The 18,068-nt window shown below is 71.3% G+C and carries 15 protein-coding genes and 5 tRNA genes; 9 read left to right on the top strand and 11 right to left on the bottom strand.

What is annotated here, in order from left to right:
• Positions 1–155 precede the first annotated feature (155 nt).
• Positions 156–992, top strand: coding sequence for a DUF8083 family protein (locus tag B1H19_RS20010; protein ID WP_083106010.1), 837 nt, complete (start codon positions 156–158; stop codon positions 990–992).
• Between the two features lie 458 nt (positions 993–1,450).
• Positions 1,451–1,657 carry a developmental transcriptional regulator BldC gene (gene bldC / locus B1H19_RS20005; protein WP_003949541.1) on the top strand — a complete coding sequence of 69 codons (207 nt, stop codon included), beginning with the start codon at positions 1,451–1,453 and terminating at the stop codon, positions 1,655–1,657.
• Positions 1,658–2,179: 522 nt separating this feature from the next.
• Here the strand turns inward: bldC and B1H19_RS20000 are convergent.
• The 3 genes from B1H19_RS20000 to hrpA all read right to left on the bottom strand — a co-directional run bounded on the left by B1H19_RS20000 (position 2,180) and on the right by hrpA (position 6,790).
• On the bottom strand, positions 2,180–2,419 hold the full coding sequence (locus B1H19_RS20000) for a DUF6274 family protein (protein ID WP_083106009.1): 240 nt from the start codon (positions 2,417–2,419) through the stop codon (positions 2,180–2,182).
• A gap of 199 nt (positions 2,420–2,618) precedes the next feature.
• Positions 2,619–2,693 (bottom strand) — tRNA-Asp (locus tag B1H19_RS19995).
• A 92-nt stretch (positions 2,694–2,785) separates the two neighbouring features.
• Entirely contained in the window at positions 2,786–6,790 is a 4,005-nt protein-coding gene (gene hrpA / locus B1H19_RS19990) for an ATP-dependent RNA helicase HrpA (RefSeq protein ID WP_083106008.1), read from the bottom strand.
• A 126-nt stretch (positions 6,791–6,916) separates the two neighbouring features.
• On the opposite strand from hrpA, the gene B1H19_RS19985 reads away from it, so the two are divergent.
• Positions 6,917–7,993 carry an ABC-2 transporter permease gene (locus tag B1H19_RS19985; RefSeq protein WP_083106007.1) on the top strand — a complete coding sequence of 359 codons (1,077 nt, stop codon included), beginning with the start codon at positions 6,917–6,919 and terminating at the stop codon, positions 7,991–7,993.
• Positions 7,994–8,052: 59 nt separating this feature from the next.
• Positions 8,053–8,280: a hypothetical protein gene (locus B1H19_RS19980; protein ID WP_107426063.1), complete on the top strand. Its 228-nt coding sequence runs from the start codon at positions 8,053–8,055 to the stop codon at positions 8,278–8,280.
• 83 nt (positions 8,281–8,363) lie between these two features.
• On the opposite strand, the gene B1H19_RS19975 is transcribed toward B1H19_RS19980, so the two are convergent.
• The 4 genes from B1H19_RS19975 to B1H19_RS19960 form a co-directional block, all read right to left on the bottom strand.
• Positions 8,364–8,437 (bottom strand) — tRNA-Phe (locus B1H19_RS19975).
• Between the two features lie 4 nt (positions 8,438–8,441).
• A tRNA-Asp gene (locus B1H19_RS19970) sits at positions 8,442–8,516 on the bottom strand.
• 48 nt (positions 8,517–8,564) lie between these two features.
• Positions 8,565–8,637 (bottom strand) — tRNA-Glu (locus B1H19_RS19965).
• Between the two features lie 82 nt (positions 8,638–8,719).
• The gene (locus B1H19_RS19960) at positions 8,720–10,261 is read right to left on the bottom strand and encodes a metallophosphoesterase family protein (protein WP_083106006.1); all 1,542 of its coding nucleotides are present in this window, start codon (positions 10,259–10,261) and stop codon (positions 8,720–8,722) included.
• Between the two features lie 152 nt (positions 10,262–10,413).
• On the opposite strand from B1H19_RS19960, the gene B1H19_RS19955 reads away from it, so the two are divergent.
• The 4 genes from B1H19_RS19955 to B1H19_RS19935 all read left to right on the top strand — a co-directional run bounded on the left by B1H19_RS19955 (position 10,414) and on the right by B1H19_RS19935 (position 14,311).
• Positions 10,414–10,764: a metallopeptidase family protein gene (locus tag B1H19_RS19955; protein WP_203237186.1), complete on the top strand. Its 351-nt coding sequence runs from the start codon at positions 10,414–10,416 to the stop codon at positions 10,762–10,764.
• 230 nt (positions 10,765–10,994) lie between these two features.
• Positions 10,995–11,606 (top strand): hypothetical protein, encoded by a 612-nt coding sequence (locus B1H19_RS19945; protein ID WP_203237185.1) that lies wholly within the window; start codon positions 10,995–10,997, stop codon positions 11,604–11,606.
• A 250-nt stretch (positions 11,607–11,856) separates the two neighbouring features.
• Positions 11,857–14,028, top strand: coding sequence for a DEAD/DEAH box helicase (locus tag B1H19_RS19940; protein ID WP_083106004.1), 2,172 nt, complete (start codon positions 11,857–11,859; stop codon positions 14,026–14,028).
• A 210-nt stretch (positions 14,029–14,238) separates the two neighbouring features.
• A tRNA-Lys gene (locus B1H19_RS19935) sits at positions 14,239–14,311 on the top strand.
• Here the strand turns inward: B1H19_RS19935 and B1H19_RS19930 are convergent.
• The 4 genes from B1H19_RS19930 to B1H19_RS19915 form a co-directional block, all read right to left on the bottom strand.
• Positions 14,286–14,717, bottom strand: coding sequence for an LLM class flavin-dependent oxidoreductase (locus tag B1H19_RS19930; RefSeq protein WP_237289853.1), 432 nt, complete (start codon positions 14,715–14,717; stop codon positions 14,286–14,288). The two genes, B1H19_RS19935 and B1H19_RS19930, sit on opposite strands and share 26 nt — an antisense overlap.
• A gap of 255 nt (positions 14,718–14,972) precedes the next feature.
• Positions 14,973–15,773, bottom strand: a complete 801-nt coding sequence (locus B1H19_RS19925) for an alpha/beta fold hydrolase (RefSeq protein ID WP_083106003.1) — start codon at positions 15,771–15,773, stop codon at positions 14,973–14,975.
• Positions 15,774–15,803: 30 nt separating this feature from the next.
• Complete coding sequence (locus B1H19_RS19920) at positions 15,804–16,148, bottom strand: winged helix-turn-helix transcriptional regulator (protein WP_083106002.1); 345 nt, start codon at positions 16,146–16,148, stop codon at positions 15,804–15,806.
• A gap of 253 nt (positions 16,149–16,401) precedes the next feature.
• A complete protein-coding gene (locus B1H19_RS19915; protein ID WP_083106001.1) occupies positions 16,402–17,310 on the bottom strand; it encodes an NADP-dependent oxidoreductase in 909 nt (302 codons plus the stop codon).
• Positions 17,311–17,465: 155 nt separating this feature from the next.
• Between B1H19_RS19915 and B1H19_RS40470 the strand changes: the two genes are divergently transcribed.
• Complete coding sequence (locus tag B1H19_RS40470; protein WP_083106000.1) at positions 17,466–18,059, top strand: TetR/AcrR family transcriptional regulator; 594 nt, start codon at positions 17,466–17,468, stop codon at positions 18,057–18,059.
• The last annotated feature ends 9 nt before the right edge of the window (positions 18,060–18,068 follow it).

Genomic DNA, 18,068 nt, shown 5'->3' with positions numbered 1-18,068 from the left:
CGATTTGCCGTATCCGGGGCCGGGCGGGGAGGGGACAACTCCCCCGAGCGGGACCCCTTTTGGCCGCATTGCAGGCGGTTGGCGCATGCGGTGCCGGCCACGCTGTGAACGTACTGTGAACGGATCTGGACGGACTTCCCTGTGAAGGAGCGGGCGTGGTCGTGGCGTCGTCGGTGAGGGTCCCGTATACGGCATATCTACGGGTCTACGAGCCGCTGGCAGCGTTCCCCGAGCCGGAGCGCTCCCACTGGGCGCGCTACGCCCGGCGCGGGGAGACCCCCAGTGCACAGGACGAACAGCGCCGGGCGCTGGCCGATCTGCTGCCCGTGCCGCCGGTGCCGGTGCCCGTCCATGAGAGCGCCGACGCCTTCGTCGCCGTCGTGGACGAGGTGGTCTGCATCTGCCCGTGGCGCACCCGGCTGCGCGGCTGGCAGGCGCTGGAGGGGCTGGAGGAGCTGTTGCCGGCCTCGGTGCTGGATGCGGCGCTGCCCCCGGTGGTGCGGCGGCAGGCGGCCACCGACTACGAGCGCTGGCGCGAGCACAACCCGGACGCGCGGCCCTGGATCCGGGCCGCCATCTGGCACGTCCCGGTGCGCTGGTTCGTGCTCTTCGACGACACCGAGCGGGATTTCACCAAGAGTGACGAGGGGCCTGTGCTGCGTTACCGCACGCCGATGGTCCAGGCCAGGCGGCGGGCCGCGCGAGGACTTCGTACGCTGCGGAATTCGTTGGAAGAGGGGCCCCTCGTCGACGGCCTGGTAGATGTGGGGCGCTGGCTTGAAGAATTCCACCCGCGTTCCCTCGTGGAGCTGGATTACGGAGGCCTGGTGCACGCCGTGCCCGAAGGGCAGCTCGCCGAGGACCATTCCGCCGCGGAAGTGGCGGAGGGGCTGGCGGCGCTGCGCGACGGGGACGGCGAGCGGGCCGGCGCCGCCTACGAGAAGCTCTCGGATCGGTGGCGGGCGGTGCGCGAGCGCCAGTTCTCCAGCTGAGGGCGGCAGGCGCGGGACGTAGGTCCCTATCCGGGCGATTGGCGCAACAGTGACCTAAAGCACTGACTTCGGGCCTTGCCTACAAGACGTACCCTCGTGCCAAAATAGGACAAGGAGCCTTACTGGGGCTCCTTCCGTCCAACTAAGGGCGGATAGATCGGTATTGCGCTCCTTGAGGGGACTCGTGACGCCTGATCACGTTGTGACTGATCGTCACGGTCATGTGACTGTCCGTTATGGCATGGTCCATCGGCTTCCGTCGAGGTTGAACACCTGAGAGGGCAATTCCATCGGTTTGGCCGACGTGGCTGGACAGATGGTGTAGTTGTAGTGCCGAGGACAAGCCGTTCGTCCTATAACCGACTCGGCCCGCGTCCGCCATTTCGGGCAACGCGGGTCAAGGTGCAGAATTTAGAGGAAAGAACCGTGATGGTTCGGTTCTCCCGAGGAGGCCGCTCATGACCGCTCGCACCCCTGACGCCGAGCCGCTGCTGACCCCCGCCGAGGTTGCCACGATGTTCCGCGTGGACCCGAAGACGGTGACCCGCTGGGCCAAGGCAGGCAAGCTCACGTCCATCCGCACGCTCGGAGGGCATCGGCGTTACCGCGAGGCTGAGGTCCGCGCACTGCTCGCGGGTATTCCGCAGCAGCGCAGCGAGGCCTGAATAACCGCATAACCAGGCTTTTTTCGGGGCCCCCAACCCGAAAAATGCCGACTTCGCACCACTTTGCTCGACCTGCTTCACCGAGCACCACAGCTCCATACGACGCGGTGCCTGCCCCAACAGGCCCCACACCCGCACCATCTGGGTACGTCACCGATCGCGCTGGACTCCGCCGGGTCCAGCGCGATCTTTTTGTGTACGGCCGCTCCCGGGCCGCTCAGGGCGGTCGGGCCGCCCCGGCGCCGACGTCGCCCGAGGCGGCGGCCAGGGGGCCGTCAGGGGGCCTGGAGGGCCCTTTCGGCGCGGGCCTGGCGCTTCCGAATCCGAGGCTTCAAGGGGTGGTGCAATTGCACATATTAAATTGACGCGACGTAGGGCGGGCGTAAGTTCCCCATCGCGTGAAACTTGTTCGGTGACACCCGTCACACGCCGTGGTGCTTGAAGCGGGCATGGCGACTGCGGTAGTGAACTTCCGTTCACCGCCTCAACGGCCTTCCCCCGAACCCTCGGTGAGGGCACCCGTCACAGGTCCCCGGCGGGCGGACGGTGATCCTCCGCCGCAGGTCGCCCGCGGACGGCCGGTGACGAGGCGGCGGGCTCGGCGGGCGCGGCGGACCCAGGGCGGGCCTTGCGCGGCTCCATGGCGAGCCGCAGCAGCCGATGGCAGACGGGGCAGTGCCGCGTCAGGTGGCGATACCTCGTGGCGGCCGACAGATGGGCACGCAACAGCGCCCTTGTCTCGTGCCGCGCCCCAGTAGTCATCCGCACGCACCTCCCCGGCCCCCACGCTTCCTCTGTGAGTACCGGGGGCCCGTGCCGCCGTCAAGACGGCCGGAGGGCGCGGGGACGCCGTACGGAGCGGGCGCGCGCACCGCGAAAAGCCCGCGGCCTCGGGGATACGGGCGCGCGCTCGGCTGCACAGCAAAACGGCCCGCACCGAAAGGTGCGGGCCGTAAAAAAGCGGTCCTGACGGGATTTGAACCCGCGGCCTCCACCTTGACAGGGTGGCGAGCACTCCAAACTGCTCCACAGGACCTTGCGTTTCGCTTTCCGCTTGCGGCGGGCTGCGAAGCAAGACTGTACAGCAGGTCAGGGGGTGCGGTCGAACTCGATACCGGTGGCCGCCCCTCAGCGGGGCACCGCGGCGTCCACGGCCTTCACGATGCGCTTGTCCGAGACCGGATACGCCGTCCCCAGGGCGTGCGCGAAGTAGCTCACCCGCAGCTCCTCGATCATCCAGCGGATCTCGCGGGCCGCGGCCGGCACCGGGCGCCCCTGGGGGAACTGCTCCAGCAGCCAGGCGTATTCGTCCTGCATCTCCTTCACCTTGGCCATCCGGGTGCGGTCCCGCTCGGCGTTGGTGGGCAGCTGTTGCAGGCGGCGGTCGACGGCCACCAGATAGCGCATCAGGTCCGGCAGCCGCTTGGCGCCGTGCGCGGTCACGAAGTCCGGCTTGATCAGCGCCGCCAGCTGCTCCTTGACGTCCGTCAGCGACGGCAGCAGCGAGGGGAAGGTGGTGTCCTTCAGCCGCCGCTCGCACGCCTGCCAGGCGGCCAGCACCTGCTGGACCTGCTGGACGGTCTTCAGGGTCGCGTCCACCAGATCGGCCCGCACCGCGTCGAAGAGCTTGCGGAAGGACTCCTCGTCCCACGCCGGGCCGCCACGCGCCGCGATCAGCCGGTCCGCGGCGGCCGTCACACAGTCCTCGAAGAGCGCCGCGATCGAGCCGTGCGGATTACGCGAGAGCGCCAGCTTCTGCTGGTTGCTCAGCTTGCCCTGCGCGAACTTGGCGGGGTTGGAGGGGATGTTGAGCAGGATGAGGCGTCGGGTGCCGGCCCACATCGCCTGGAGCTGCTCGTCCTCGGTGTCGAAGAGCCGTACGGCGACGGAGGCGCCCTCGTCGACCAGCGCCGGGTACGCCTTCAGCGGCTGGCCCGCGCGCCGGGTCTCGAAGGTGCGCGGCAGCGCGCCGATGCTCCAGGACGTCAGGCCCGTGCGCTGCTCCAGCCCGGCCAGCGCCGCCGCCCCGTCGTCCTTGGCGCCCCTGCGGTCCTTGGCGGGGCGCTCGGCGGCCTGCTCGAAGGCCTTGGAGATGGCCGCGCGGGTCTTGGGCTTGAGCTGGAGCCGCAGCGCCTCGAGGTCCTTGGCCTCGGCCAGCTTGCGGCGCCGTTCGTCGACCACCCGGAAGGTGATCTTCAAATGGTCGGGGACCTTGGCGGTGTCGAAGTCCGCGGCCTCGACGGGCACCCCCACCATCCGCTGGAGCCCGGCGGCCAGGGACGAGGTCAGCGAACCCTGCAACGGCACCGTGGAGTCCAGGAACCGGGCCGCGAAATTCGGGGCCGGTACGTAATTGCGGCGGATCGGCTTGGGCAGCGAACGGATCAGCTCCGTCACCAATTGCTCGCGCAGGCCCGGGATCTGCCAGTCGAAACCCTCCGAGGAGACCTGGTTGAGGACTTGGAGGGGGATATGGACCGTCACACCGTCCGCGTCCGCGCCCGGTTCGAACTGATAGGTGACCTTGAACTTCAGCTTTCCCTGGCGCCAGGAATCCGGATAGTCGTCCTTGGTGACGGCCTCGGCGGATTCGTTGATGAGCATCGAGTGCTCGAAGTTCAGCAGCTCCGGCTCGTCCTGCCGCTTCTTCTTCCACCAGGAGTCGAAGTGCGCGCCGGAGACCACATCGTCGGGGATGCGCCGGTCGTAGAAGTCGAAGAGCGTCTCGTCGTCCACGAGGATGTCGCGGCGCCGGGCGCGGTGCTCCAACTCCTCGACCTCGCCGAGCAGTTTGCGGTTGTCATGGAAGAACTGGTGGTGGGTGCGCCAGTCCCCCTCCACCAGGGCATTGCGGATGAACAGATCGCGCGAGGTCTCCGGATCGATCTTTCCGTAGGCGACCTTCCGCTGGGCGACGAGCGGGACGCCGTAGAGCGTGACCCGCTCGTACGCCATCACCGCGGCCATCTTCTGTTCCCAGTGCGGCTCGCTGTATGTGCGCTTGACCAGGTGCTGGGCGAGCGGCTCGACCCATTCGGGCTCGATCTTCGCATTCACCCGCGCCCACAGCCGGGAGGTTTCCACCAGCTCCGCGGACATCACCCAGCGCGGCGGCTTCTTGAAGAGCGCCGAGCCGGGGAAGACCGCGAACTTGGCGCTGCGGGCGCCCAGGTATTCGTTCTTGGCGTCCGTGTCCTTCAGTCCGATATGCGACAGCAAACCGGAAAGCAAGGCGCCGTGAATACGGTCCGGGGCGGCCTCCTCCTCGCTGAGGTGAATGCCCATGGACTTGGCGACCGTCCGCAGCTGCGAGTAGATGTCCTGCCACTCGCGTATCCGGAGATAGTTGAGGAACTCCGAGCGGCACATGCGGCGGAAGGCGGAGGAGGAGAGCGTCTTCTGCTGTTCGCGGACATACCGCCACAGATTGAGGAAGGCCAGGAAGTCGCTGGTCTCGTCCTTGAAACGGGCGTGCTGCTGATCGGCCTGCTGCTGTTTGTCCGAGGGCCGCTCGCGGGGGTCCTGGATGGACAGCGCCGCCGCGATGACCATGACCTCGCGCACGCAGCCGTTGCGGTCCGCCTCCAGCACCATCCGCGCCAGCCGCGGGTCCACCGGGAGCTGGGACAGCTTGCGCCCGATGGGGGTGAGCCGCCTCTTGGGGTCCTTCTGCTGCGTATCGAGCGCGCCCAGCTCGCTCAGCAGGTCGATGCCGTCCTTGATGTTGCGGCGGTCCGGCGGATCGATGAACGGGAATTTCTCGATATCGCCCAGGCCGGCCGCGGTCATCTGCAAAATGACGGAGGCCAGGTTCGTCCGGAGGATCTCCGCATCGGTGAATTCCGGCCGGGTGAGGAAATCGTCCTCGGAATACAGCCGGATGCAGATGCCGTCGCTGGTCCGGCCGCAGCGACCCTTGCGCTGATTGGCGCTGGCCTGGGAGATCGGCTCGATGGGCAGCCGCTGGACCTTGGTGCGGAAGCTGTAGCGCGAGATACGGGCCATGCCCGGGTCGATGACGTACTTGATGCCCGGGACGGTCAGCGAGGTCTCGGCGACGTTGGTGGCCAGCACGATCCGCCGGCCGCTGTGCCGCTGGAAGACGCGGTGCTGCTCGGCGTGCGACAGCCGGGCGTAGAGCGGCAGCACCTCCGTCTGCGGGAGGTTCTTCTTTATCAGCGCATCCGCGGTGTCGCGGATCTCCCGCTCACCGGAGAGGAAGACCAGGACGTCGCCCGGCCCCTCGGCCTGGAGCTCGTCCACCGCATCGCAGATCGCGGTGATCTGGTCGCGGTCCGGGTCGCCGCCGCCCTTCTCCAGCAGGGGGCGGTAGCGCACCTCCACCGGATACGTACGGCCCGAGACCTCGACGATCGGCGCTTCGCCGAAATGCCGGGAGAACCGCTCCGGGTCGATGGTCGCGGAGGTGATGACGACCTTGAGATCCGGCCGCCTGGGCAGCAGCTGCGCCAGATAGCCGAGGATGAAGTCGATGTTGAGGCTGCGCTCGTGGGCCTCGTCGATGATGATCGTGTCGTACTGGCGCAGCTCGCGGTCCGTCTGGATCTCGGCGAGCAGAATGCCGTCCGTCATCAGCTTGACCAGGGTGTCGCCGCCGACCTGGTCGGTGAAGCGGACCTTCCAGCCGACCGCCTCGCCCAGCGGGGTCCGCAGCTCCTGGGCCACCCGCTCGGCGACCGTCCGGGCCGCGATCCGGCGCGGCTGGGTGTGCCCGATCAGGCCCCGTACGCCGCGGCCCAGCTCCATGCAGATCTTGGGGATCTGCGTCGTCTTGCCGGAGCCCGTCTCGCCGGCGACGATCACGACCTGGTGGTCGCGTATCGCCTGGAGGATCTCGTCCCTCTTCTGGCTGACCGGCAGCTCGTCCGGATACGTGATCTCCGGGACCGCGGCGCGCCGCTCGGCTATGCGCAGCTCGGCCTCGTCGATACCGGCCGCGATCTCGGCCAGGACGGCCGCGCGGGCCTCGGGCTTACGGATGCGGCGCGCACCGTCGAGTCGGCGCCCCAGCCGCTGCTGGTCGCGCAGCATCAGCTCGGGAAGCCGCTCCATCAAGGAGGGCAGGGCGGGAGCGGCGCCGTCGGGCAGGGCGGAGGCAGGCTGACTGGACATACGTCCCCCAGGATCTCACCTCGCCGAATCGCGTGGCGAACCATTTGCGGACGGCCGCCGCACCATCGCACGCGGTCGGGTGATCTGTACGGGTATGTTCCGATCTGCTGTCCTAGCGTGGTGCCCATGGCGGAGCAGCCCGACGAGGGCGGCGGCCGGGCCGCGCACGGCGCCCGGGGACGGCCGCCCACCGGGCAGGAGCGGTGGGCGGCGGCCAACGCGTCGCCGTTCCTCCCCGCCGTGGTCCTGGTCCTCATCGTCGCCGCGGCCGCCGGGCTGTTCGCCGGCTCGTACACCTACGTCATGGCCAATCCGACGCCGCGGCACATCCCCACGGCCGTGGTCGGCCTCCGGGACAACCCCATGGAGCGCGCCTTCCTCGCGGGTATGGAGAAGGCCCTGCACGGCACCCTCCGGCTCACCCGGTACGGCACCCCGGCCGCGGCGGCGCAGGCCGTCGAGGACCAGCGGGAATTCGCCATCGTGCGACCCCGGGGGCGTGGTGTCGAACTGGACGTGGCCGGTGCGGCGGGTGCGTCGGTGGCCCAGCTGCTGGCCGAGGCCGGGGCCAAGGTCGCCGCGGCGGCCCACGTGGACGTCCGTATCCGCGACGTACGGCCCCTCCAGAAGGGCGACCCCCGGGGCCTTGCCCTCTTCTACATCTCGCTCGCCGCGGTGATCGTCGGTTTCGTCGGCGCGATCCAGCTCAGCGTGCACGCCCGCGCCCTCAACCCGGCCGAACGCATCGCCTTCACCGCCTGCTACTCCCTGCTCGGTGGTTTCGCCATCGCCGCGGTGGTCGACTGGTGGCTGGGCGCGCTGCGGCTGCCGTTCGTCCAGTCCTGGCTGATCCTGGCGCTGACGATGTTCACCTCGGGCATGGTCTTCTCGATGTTCAACACCCTGATGGGCCGCTGGGCGATGCTCCCCACCTGGGGCCTGATGGTCCTGCTGGGCAACCCGTCCTCGGGCGGCGCGGTCTCCTGGCCGCTGCTGCCCTCCGCCCTCGGTCACATCGGCCGCTGGCTGCCGCCCGGAGCCTCCGTCAACGCCCAGCACACCGCCGTCTACTTCGGCGGCCGCCAGCACCTCTTCCCCTATCTGGTGCTGGCCGGCTGGGCGGTGCTCTCCTGCACGGTCTTCTGGGTGTGGCGGCACCGCCATCCGGGTGGGCGGGAGACGGTTGCGGCGCCGGGGCCCTGATCGTTGCGGTCCGCGGAAATGCCGTGGCTCTCGCGCGTACGGGTGCGGACAATGAGCGCATGACCAACGGATTACGACGGATTGCCGGGATCGGCGTGACGGCCGCCGCCCTCGCCCTCGAATGCTGGCTCACCTTCGGTGCGCCGCACGGCTGGGCGGGCACGATGGCGCTGCTGCGCGGCGCGCTGCACCTGGTGGGCGTGGTGGCGATCGGCGGCGGCGCCCGGCTGATCTTCTGGGAACCGGGCGGCGGAAGCACCGGCGAGGCCGTCGGCGAGCGGGCCTGACCGCGCAGACGACGCCACGGAACGGCGCCGCACATACGACGAAGGCCCCGGTTCCAGGAACCGGGGCCTTCGTCCAAAGGGTGTGGCTGGGGCCGGGGTCGAACCGGCGACCTATCGCTTTTCAGGCGATCGCTCGTACCAACTGAGCTACCCAGCCGCAGCGGTCCTGACGGGATTTGAACCCGCGGCCTCCACCTTGACAGGGTGGCGAGCACTCCAAACTGCTCCACAGGACCTTGCATTGTGCGAAAGCGGCCTGAACCATTCTCACACACGGTGATGCGTGCCCCCAACGGGATTCGAACCCGTGCTACCGCCTTGAAAGGGCGGCGTCCTGGGCCACTAGACGATGAGGGCTGGTGGCCACCTTGGCGTCGTTACCGGCGCCGTCGGGGACGTGAGAAGCATATGGGATGGGAGGACCGTTCGCCAAAACGGTTTACCTGGGGCGGTGACCTGGGGTTGCGGAAGGGGCGCCGGCCGGGCGCGGCGTGGGTGGGGCGCCCGGCCGGTTGTCGTGGGGGAGGTGGCGGCTGACCTCGGCGCGGGACAGGCCCAGACCGCCGAGGGTGATCTCGTCCCAGGCCTGGAGCCGTCTGGTCCTGCGGTCCAGATAGAGCACCGACGCCTGCACCGGTGCGGGCGTCGTGTTCTGCATGGCGCGCAGCCCGCCGCCGCCCGTCGAGCCCTCGACCATCAGCCGGGTGCCCTGGGGGAGCGTGGTGATGACCCGGTGGTGGAGATGTCCGGCCAGCGCCAGCGGGGCCAGGCCGTCGGCCTCGGAGACGGCGACGGGATTGTGGGCCAGCGCGATATCGACCGGCTTTCCGGCCAGCCGCGCGGTGCGCAGCGCATCGGCCAGTCGCCCGCCGGCCGTGCGCTCCGCCGGGTCGCCGGCCGCCACCACCGACCGGTCCGGGGTGAACTGCGGATCCCCGACGCCCGCGATCCGCAGTCCGGCCACCCGGGTGACCCGGCCGTTGTCGAGGACGGTGACGTGGCGGCGGTGGGCCAGGTAGGTCTGCGTGGTGTGCGAGTCGTGGTTGCCGCGGACCCAGACGTAGGGCGCGCCCAGGGTGGAGACCGGGTCGAGGAAGTGGTTCTCGGCGGCGTAGCCGTGGTCCATGGTGTCGCCCGTGTCGACGATGACGTCGATGCGGTACTGGGTGACCAGGGAGGCGATGATCCGCCAGGCGGCCGGGTTGAGATGGATGTCGGAGACGTGCAGGACCCGGATGGTGCTGGGGTCGGGCCGGTAGACGGGCAGCGTCGAGGCAGCGTCGTAGAGCTTGGTGACGTTGGTGACCAGGCGCGCCAACTCCTCCTGGTAGACGTGGAAGTCGGTGACGATGCTGCGGGCGCTGCCGACGACGGAGGGGGCCGAGGAGAGCAGCCCGGAGAATTTCGGCTCCAGGACGGATTTGGGGTTCCAGGTGGCGTAGGCGGTCCCCGCCGAGGCGGCGAGCAGGGCGAGGGCGAGGCCGGCGGCGGCCAGGGCGCGGCGCGGGCGGCGATGGACGGCCAGGCTCAGCGCGGCGGCGCCGCAGGTCACCGCGGCGCAGGAGTGCAGGACCAGACCGGCGGCGCCGCGGGTGACATCGCGGGTGACCTCGGCCTGGAGTCCGGAGAACCGCTCGGGGTGGGCGATCAGCGCCTGGGAGCGCACCGGGTCCAGCCGGTCGACGTCGACATCGAGGCGCAGGGGCGCGTAGTGGCTGCTGAGTTCCAGGTCGCCCAGCGGTGCGACGGCGATCCGGGTGCCGCCGGTGAGCGAGGGGCGCAGCGTCATGCTGGTGTCCATCGGGCCGACGGGGGTGTGGGCGGTGCCGAGGACCAGGAGGCCCAGCCAGGCGCCCAGGAGGGTGACGGCTATCAGGCCGAGGGCGCGCGCCCAGGGGCGCGGCGGGTGCAGGACGTCGGCCATCAGGGGCGTACGGCAGTCGGCGGCGGTCGGTGTCCGGGAGCGCGCTGCGCGGTCCATTGGGCCCGTATGCCCGTACGTGCGGCCCCTTATGCCCCACATGCGGCGGTCATCAATCGGGGAGCGGACGGCTCCGGTTGAGGGGCGTGCGGGCGTGCCGCGAGTGTGTCCGCGGGGCGTACGAGGGCGGCGATACGAGGGAGAATGGTGGGGTGCTGGAAATGACGCGCGAGGAGTTCGAGGAACTGGTCGCCGAGGCTCTGGACCGGATCCCGCCGGAGCTGACCCGGCTGATGGACAACGTGGCGGTCTTCGTCGAGGACGAGCCCCCGGCCGCCGATCCCGGGCTGCTCGGGCTCTACGAGGGGACGCCGCTGACCGACCGCGGGGAGTGGTACGCGGGCGTGCTGCCGGACCGGATCACGATCTACCGGGGGCCGACGCTCCGGATGTGCGACTCGCGCGAAGATGTGGTCGCCGAGACGGAAGTGACGGTCGTTCACGAGGTGGCCCATCACTTCGGGATCGACGACGAGCGGCTGCACGCGCTGGGCTACGGCTGACCGGATCGGCCGGTGCGCGTGTCCTCGGGAGGGCGGCGGGAGTTGGGCAGACCGTCCGTACCGCCGTCCCTGCGCTCCGGATCCGGAGGTCCCAGCCCGTGCGCCCCATCGCGTCAGGTCATTCGTCCCCCCTCCCGTCGTCCCCGCTGCCGTCCGGCCCCGTCCCTTCCGGCCGTCCTTCGACGGCTTTTGGCCGTCCTGCCGGTGAGGCGTCCCCGTCGCCGTCCCCGGTGCCGCCGTCCGGCCGTCCGCTGGCCCGGGTCGCCGCCGCCGCGCTGACCGTCTCGGCCCTGGCCGCCTCGCTGGCCGGCTGCATGAGCGTCAGCGACCCGGACCCGCCGAAGCAGCCGGCCGGCAGCGCCGCGAGGCACGGCGACGGCAAGGACGCCCCGCCCCGCCCCGGCGGGCTGACGGCGGACGAGCGCGGCGACGGCCCGCGGCACCGGGTGCACGGCCACGGGCGGCGGCCGGCGGGCGGCACGGCGGGCGCGGACGATTCCTCGGCGGATGCGGCGTCCTCGGCGCCCTCCAGCAGCGCGCCCCCGCAGCCGGCGCAGCCGTCCGGCCCGCTGCCCAGCGAGGCCCGCGGACACACCCGCCCGCCCGGGGGCGGCTCCGGCGACCCGGCGCCCACCCGCTCCGGGCAGCCGTCCTCCGCGTCCCCCTCATCGGCCCCGGCCACCCCCACCGCCGAGCCCACCCCCGTGCCCAGCGGTCCGTCGCAGCCGAGCTCCCAGGCCGCGGGGCAGTCGCCGTCCGCGTCGGTCTCCCGGTCCGAGCCGGCGCCGGCGTCCCAGCCGATGTTCACGCAGGTCGAGCCGGGTGAGTGGCCCGACGCCTAGGGGGTCTGCTCGGGGGCGTAGGAGAGGCGCGTACGGTGAGGGGATCCGGGCCGACCGGGAGGGCATTTGCCTTCCGGGGGTCAGGGTGCGTATGGTGGTAGATCGTTTGATCCCATTTGCCCGGCGCCAGAACAGAAGCGCGCCGCGTGGCGCGTTCTCTCCCTTGCCGTGGCTGACCGCATAGAGGCGGTCGTGTGAAACACACGGAGTTTGGGCGCGTGCCGAGACTCCGGAAGGTTTCGCATTTCGCATGTCCATTTCCCCTGAGCAGTCCGTCCTGCCCGCAGCCGACGAGCACGCGGAGCAGGTGGCCCCCGAGGTCGCCGAGACCACCCCGGACGAGGCCGCCGAGCCCACCGTGACCTTCGCCGACCTCGGACTGCCCGAGGGCGTCGTCCGCAAGCTCGCGCAGAACGGCGTCACCACCCCCTTCCCGATCCAGGCCGCGACCATCCCGGACGCCCTGGCCGGCAAGGACATCCTCGGCCGCGGCCGCACCGGCTCCGGCAAGACCCTCTCCTTCGGTCTGCCGACCCTGGCGCAGCTCGCCGGCGGCCACACCGAGAAGAAGAAGCCTCGCGCGGTCATCCTCACCCCGACCCGTGAGCTCGCGATGCAGGTCGCGGACGCCCTCCAGCCCTACGGCGACGTCCTCGGCCTGAAGATGAAGGTCGTCTGCGGCGGTACGTCGATGGGCAACCAGATCTACGCGCTGGAGCGCGGCGTCGACATCCTCGTCGCCACCCCGGGCCGTCTGCGCGACATCATCAACCGCGGTGCCTGCTCCCTGGCGGACGTCCGGGTCGCGGTCCTCGACGAGGCCGACCAGATGTCCGACCTGGGCTTCCTGCCCGAGGTCACCGAGCTGCTCGACCAGGTGCCGGACGGCGGTCAGCGGATGCTGTTCTCGGCCACGATGGAGAACGAGATCTCCACGCTGGTCAAGCGCTACCTGACCAACCCCGTCAGCCACGAGGTCGACAGCGCCCAGGGCAACGTCACCACCATGACCCACCACGTCCTGGTCGTGAAGCCGAAGGACAAGGCGCCGGTCACCGCCGCCATCGCCGCCCGCAAGGGCCGCACCATCATCTTCGTCCGCACCCAGCTGGGCGCCGACCGCATCGCCGAGCAACTCGTCGAGGCCGGTGTGAAGGCGGACGCGCTGCACGGCGGTATGACCCAGGGCGCGCGCACCCGCGTGCTGGCCGACTTCAAGGACGGCTACGTCAACGCGCTGGTCGCCACCGACGTCGCCGCCCGCGGTATCCACGTCGACGGCATCGACCTGGTCCTGAACGTCGACCCGGCCGGCGACCACAAGGACTACCTGCACCGCTCGGGCCGTACCGCCCGCGCCGGCCAGTCCGGCACGGTCGTCTCCCTCTCGCTGCCGCACCAGCGCCGCCAGATCTTCCGGCTGATGGAGGACGCCGGTGTGGACGCCTCGCGCCACATCGTCGGCTCCGGCACCTTCGACGAGGACGTCGCCCGGATCACCGGCGCCCGTTCGCTCACCGAGGTCCAGGCCGAGTCCGCCAACAACTCCGCCAAGCAGGCCGAGCGCGAGGTGGCCGAGCTCACCCGTGAGCTGGAGCGGCTCCAGCGCCGCGCCACCGAGATGCGCGAGGAGGCCGACCGGCTGACCGCCCGCGCCGCCCGCGAGCGCGGCGAGGACCCGGCCGAGGCGCTCGCCGCCAGCGCCGCGGAGGCGGCCGAGGCCACCGAGGCCGCGGAGGCCGCCATCCCGGCCCAGGCGACGTCGGACGAGGCGCCGCGCCGCTCGTACGAACGCCGCGACGACCGGGGCAACTTCGAGCGCCGCGAGCGCCGGGACGACCGCGGTGGCGACCGGGGCGGTTTTGGCCGTGACCGTCGTGATGACCGCGGTGGCCGTGGCTTCGAGCGTCGTGACGACCGTGGCGGGCGTTCCTTCGACCGGCGGGACGACCGTGGCGGTGACCGCGGTGGCCGTTCCTTCGAGCGTCGTGACGACCGTGGCGGGCGCTCCTTCGACCGTCGTGACGACCGGGGCGGCCGTTCCTTCGACCGCCGTGACGACCGGCGGGACGACCGTGGCGGTGACCGCGGCGGCCGTGGCTTCGAGCGTCGTGACGACCGCGGTGGGCGTTCCTTCGACCGTCGCGACGACCGCTCCGGTGGCGGCTTCCGCTCCGGCGGCGACCGCCCGAACCGCTCCTTCCACCGCGATGACCGCGCCGCTGGCCGCCCCGCCGGCTACCGCTCCGGCGGCGGCGACCGCCCGTTCAACCGCGACGACCGCTCCGGCGGCCGTCCCTCCGGCGGCGGCTTCCGCTCCGGCGGCGACCGCCCCTACGGCCGTCGCGACGACCACCGCGGCTCCGGCACCCCGGCCTTCGGCCGCCGCGAGGACAAGCCGCGCTGGAAGCGCAACGGCTGATCCACCGCATCTCACCAGGGCCCGTACGGCACACCAAGTGCCGTACGGGCCCTGCCCGTTGGGCCGGGGAAACTCCCGGCGCCGGACCGCTTCCGGCCCCTCGGAAACCTCTCCGGCAGCCCTCCGGTGGCGCCTTTCGTGGCTCATCGCGACCCTCAACGGCTTATGCCTTCGGGATGCGGTGCATCCTCCGGCTATGCTGCTCGGTGCGGGCCATTAGCTCAATTGGCAGAGCAGTGGACTTTTAATCCATTGGTTCAGGGTTCGAGCCCCTGATGGCCCACCGCAGAAGGTCGGGGATATCCCCTGTGACCTGCTCCGCAGCGCCCTCGCCGGCTTGGTTCGGCGGGGGCGCTGCGTTGTTCGGTCAGTGCGCCGGGGCGGGGAGGGCCTCGCGGACGAGGGGGACGACCGCCCATGCCGGGGCTCGGCCGCGGTCCGGGACGGACGCCCGCGACGCGGTAGTGCCGGCCGGTGAAGCGCAGGGAGCGTTCGGTGCTCCACATGCCGCGGATGACGGTGATCGCCTCGTCGAGGGCGTCGACGGCCTCCCGCTTGGTGCGGTGCGGTTCGCCCATGGCTTCGACCGCCTCCCAGAACGCTCCTGCGCCGAGGCCCAGTTGGAGGCGGCCGGAGGTGAGGACGTCAAGGCTGGCGGCGGCCTTGGCCAGCATGGCCGGAGGCCGCAGGGGCAGGCTGGCGACGGCGGGGACGAGGGTGAGGGTCCGCGTCCGGGCGGGCCAGGTAGGAGAGGAGCGTCCAGGTGTCGTAGAACGCCTTCTGGTACGGGTGGTCCTGGAGGGTGATCAGGTTCAGGACGACGTCTTCGGGCGCCCGGGGTCTCTGAGGTGACGGGCGGCCGTTTCACTCGGGCCGGCACGGACGAGAGGCCCGGCCGGGCCAACGGCCCGACCGGGCGGATGCCGTCAGTGCGGCGGCAGCGCTCAGGCGCCCTGGTGGTGCTGGGCGAGGAAGTCGGTGATGAGCTTCTGCCATTCCTCGGGGCGTTCGACCATGGGCAGGTGGCCGGTGGGGATCTCCACGAGCTCGGCGCCGGGGATGCCGTCGGCGAGCCGGCGGTGCAGGCGGGTGGAGGTGAACCAGTCCTGGGTGGTGGAGATGACCAGGGTGGGCGCCTTGATGCGGGCCAGGTCGTCGCGGACATCGGCACGGAGGCCCAGCTCGGCGTGCTCGGGGGTGCCGCCTTCGACGCCGGCGGCGGTGAAGCCGACGATCTGCTGGAGCTGCTCGTCCGGCATCGACTCCAGAGCGTCGGCGCCCAGGGCCATCATCGTCATGAACTGGGCCAGCAGTTCACGGTCGCCCGACTCGGCGAGCTTGCGCCAGACCGGGAGGGCGAGGGCGAGGCGGTGGTCGCGGTGGGGGAAGGTCGCGGTCAGCACGAGGGCGGTGACGCGCTCGGGGTGGCGGGCGGCGGCGCGGATGGCGACGGGGCCGCCGAGGGAGTAGCCGTGGAGGGCGAAGGTGTCCAGGCCCTCGGCGACGGCGGCGGCGACGAGTTGGTCGGCCAGGTCGTCGAGCTGGAGCGGTGTGGTGGAGCGGGGGGTGTCGCCGCTGCCGGGGTAGTCGATGCCGACGACGGTGCGGTGGGCAGCCAGGTTTTCCAGGATCGGGCCGTAGGTGCCGGCGGTGCTGCTGCCGGCGCCGTGGGCGAGGGCGAGGCCGGGGCCGGAGCCGAGAACGGTGCGGGCGAAGGTCGCTTCGGGGAGGGTGTGTGCGGACATCGGTGGATCATTCCTTCGTGAGTGTGGTGATCAATTCGGGTGGGGGGATGCGGTGGGCGGTCGGCGCTGTCGTTGCCAGGCGCGTATCTGCTCCAGCGCGGGCAGGAGCGCCCGGCCGTCGCCGGTGAGGGCGTAGGCGGCGGGGCCGGGCGGGAGCCGGGCGTGGGTGACCAGGCCCGCGTCGACCAGTTCGCGCAGCCGGTCGCTGAGCACCTTGGTGCTGATGGAGCCGATGGCCGCGTGCAGTTCGCCGTAACGGGCCGGGCGGGCGGCCAGGGTGTGCAGGATGATCCCGTTCCACTTCTGGCCCAGCACCGCGAACGCGGCGGCCAGGTCCGCATCCGCCGTCAGCGCGGGGAGCGGGGCGCGTGCCATCGGTTTCGGCTTTCCGTCTCGTGGCGTGCCGGTACGGGCATGCGTAACGGCGGACTTCCGGGTGGGGCCGCGGCCGGACGGGGGAGGGTCCGGCTGCGGCCCCGGGGCGGCCGGCCGGGGGTTCCGGCGCCCGGTGGAGCCGTCTCACCCACCCCGCATGAGGCGCGGGGAACGGGGGCGACGGCGGTCCGGTGGAGCCGTCTCACCCACCCCGCATGAGGCGCGGGGAACGGGTGCGACGGCGGTCCGGTGGTCAGGGCGTGAGGATGACCTTGCCCCGGGTGCGGCGGGCCTCGATATCGGCGTGGGCCCGGGCGGCCTCGGCGAGCGGGTACCATCCCCCGATGGGGACGACGAGCTCGCCGCCGGCGATCAGCTCCGCCAGCTGCGGCAGGGCCTGGGGGAACCGGTCGGTCGGGTCGGCGCCGGAGAAACGCACCCCGTGCTGCGCGGCGGCCATGTCGGCGATGGTGAGCACCCGGGCCGCGTCGCCGGTCAGAGCGATCGAGTCCGGCAGTACGCCCGCGCCGGACGCGTCGAAGACGCGGTCCACGCCCTGCGGGGCGGCGGCCCTGACCCGCTCCGCCCAGCCCGTGCCGTACGTCACGGCGGTGGCGCCGAGCTTCGTGAGTCGCTCGGTGTCGTGCTCGGCGGCGGTGCCGATCACGGTGATGCCCCGGGAGACGGCGAGCTGGACGGCGATGGTGCCGACGCTGCCGCCCGCGCCGTGGATCAGCAGGGTGTCGCCCTCCTCGATGCCGAGGTGGTGCAGGCTGCGGTAGGCGGTCTCGCCCACGGTCACCATGGCGGCGGCAGCGTCGAAGGAGACCTCCTTCGGCTTGGCGACCGGCCGGTCCAGCAGGGCGTACTCGCTGTAGCCGCCGACGGAGGCGACGCCGAAGACCTCGTCGCCCACCGAGGCGGTGGCGCCCGCACCGGCCTTGTCGACGATGCCGGCCACGTCCCAGCCCGGCAGCACCGGGAATTCGGCCGGGAAGACGCCGTCCATCATCCCGGAACGGATCTTCAGGTCGATCGGGTTGACGCTGACCGCCCGGACCTTGATCCGGACCTGGCCGGGGCCCGGCTCGGGGGTGTCGACCTCGGCCAGGGTGAGCACGTCCGGGCCGCCGTAGCGGGAGTAGGTGATCGCGGTGGACATCGGGAACTCCAGGAGGGGGGAGGCGGGAAACACTTAAATCACTCAGTTCGTGTGATTGCTCTTCCGGTGTATCACACAGCTCGTGTGAAACGCGAAGTCGAGGCGCGGTAATGCATGTCACACTTGGTGTGTGATTTCTGGGTAGGATGGGCGCCATGCCGTCCAAGCCGCCCGTCCACCGCCGTCAGCCCAACCCGGACAACCCCCGGGTCCAGCGGACCCGCGCCCGCATCCTGGCCGTCGCCCGCGAGCTGCTGCCCGAGGTCGGCCTGACCGGGCTGACCACCGCCCTCCTGGCCGAACGGGCCGGCGTCACCCGGCAGACCCTGTACCGGCACTGGCCCCACCGCGCGGCCCTGCTCACCGACGTCACGCTGCAAGGCCCCGACGTCGGCTACCCCGAGCCCGGCACCGACGTCCGCGCCGTCGCCACGGCCTGGCTGGTCAGCCTGCGCGCCGGCCTCACCGTCCCCGCCACCCGCACCGCCGCACTGGCCATCGCCGCCGAAGCCGACCACGACCCCGACAGCGCCCAGGCCATGGCCGGGATCGTGGAGGACCGACTCGCCGCACTGAACACGCTGCTGGCGCCGTCCGGCCTGCAGATCACCGGCGAGCAGTACGCCCTGCTCTACGGACCCCTCCTCGTCCGGCTCTTCTTCGACCGGGCGGAAGCCACCGACGAGTTCCTCGACACCGTCGTCGCCCAGTGGCTCACCACCGTCGATCACGCGCCTGCGCGGTCCTGAGGGACGGCT

The sequence above is a fragment of the Streptomyces gilvosporeus genome, assembly GCF_002082195.1.
In the GTDB taxonomy this organism is placed as follows: Bacteria; Actinomycetota; Actinomycetes; order Streptomycetales; family Streptomycetaceae; genus Streptomyces; species Streptomyces gilvosporeus.
This window is presented reverse-complemented; position numbering and strand designations above follow the sequence as displayed.

Excerpts from the sequence above, each read along its gene's own strand:
- hrpA (WP_083106008.1), bottom strand. The coding sequence starts at position 6,790 with ATGTCCAGTCAGCCTGCCTCCGCCCTGCCCGACGGCGCCGCTCCCGCC.
- B1H19_RS19940 (WP_083106004.1), top strand. The coding sequence starts at position 11,857 with ATGTCCATTTCCCCTGAGCAGTCCGTCCTGCCCGCAGCCGACGAGCAC.
- B1H19_RS19915 (WP_083106001.1), bottom strand. The coding sequence starts at position 17,310 with ATGTCCACCGCGATCACCTACTCCCGCTACGGCGGCCCGGACGTGCTC.
- B1H19_RS19960 (WP_083106006.1), bottom strand. The coding sequence starts at position 10,261 with ATGGACCGCGCAGCGCGCTCCCGGACACCGACCGCCGCCGACTGCCGT.
- B1H19_RS19925 (WP_083106003.1), bottom strand. The coding sequence starts at position 15,773 with ATGTCCGCACACACCCTCCCCGAAGCGACCTTCGCCCGCACCGTTCTC.
- B1H19_RS19980 (WP_107426063.1), top strand. The coding sequence starts at position 8,053 with ATGACCAACGGATTACGACGGATTGCCGGGATCGGCGTGACGGCCGCC.
- B1H19_RS19920 (WP_083106002.1), bottom strand. The coding sequence starts at position 16,148 with ATGGCACGCGCCCCGCTCCCCGCGCTGACGGCGGATGCGGACCTGGCC.
- B1H19_RS19985 (WP_083106007.1), top strand. The coding sequence starts at position 6,917 with ATGGCGGAGCAGCCCGACGAGGGCGGCGGCCGGGCCGCGCACGGCGCC.
- B1H19_RS40470 (WP_083106000.1), top strand. The coding sequence starts at position 17,466 with ATGCCGTCCAAGCCGCCCGTCCACCGCCGTCAGCCCAACCCGGACAAC.
- B1H19_RS20000 (WP_083106009.1), bottom strand. The coding sequence starts at position 2,419 with ATGACTACTGGGGCGCGGCACGAGACAAGGGCGCTGTTGCGTGCCCAT.
- bldC (WP_003949541.1), top strand. The coding sequence starts at position 1,451 with ATGACCGCTCGCACCCCTGACGCCGAGCCGCTGCTGACCCCCGCCGAG.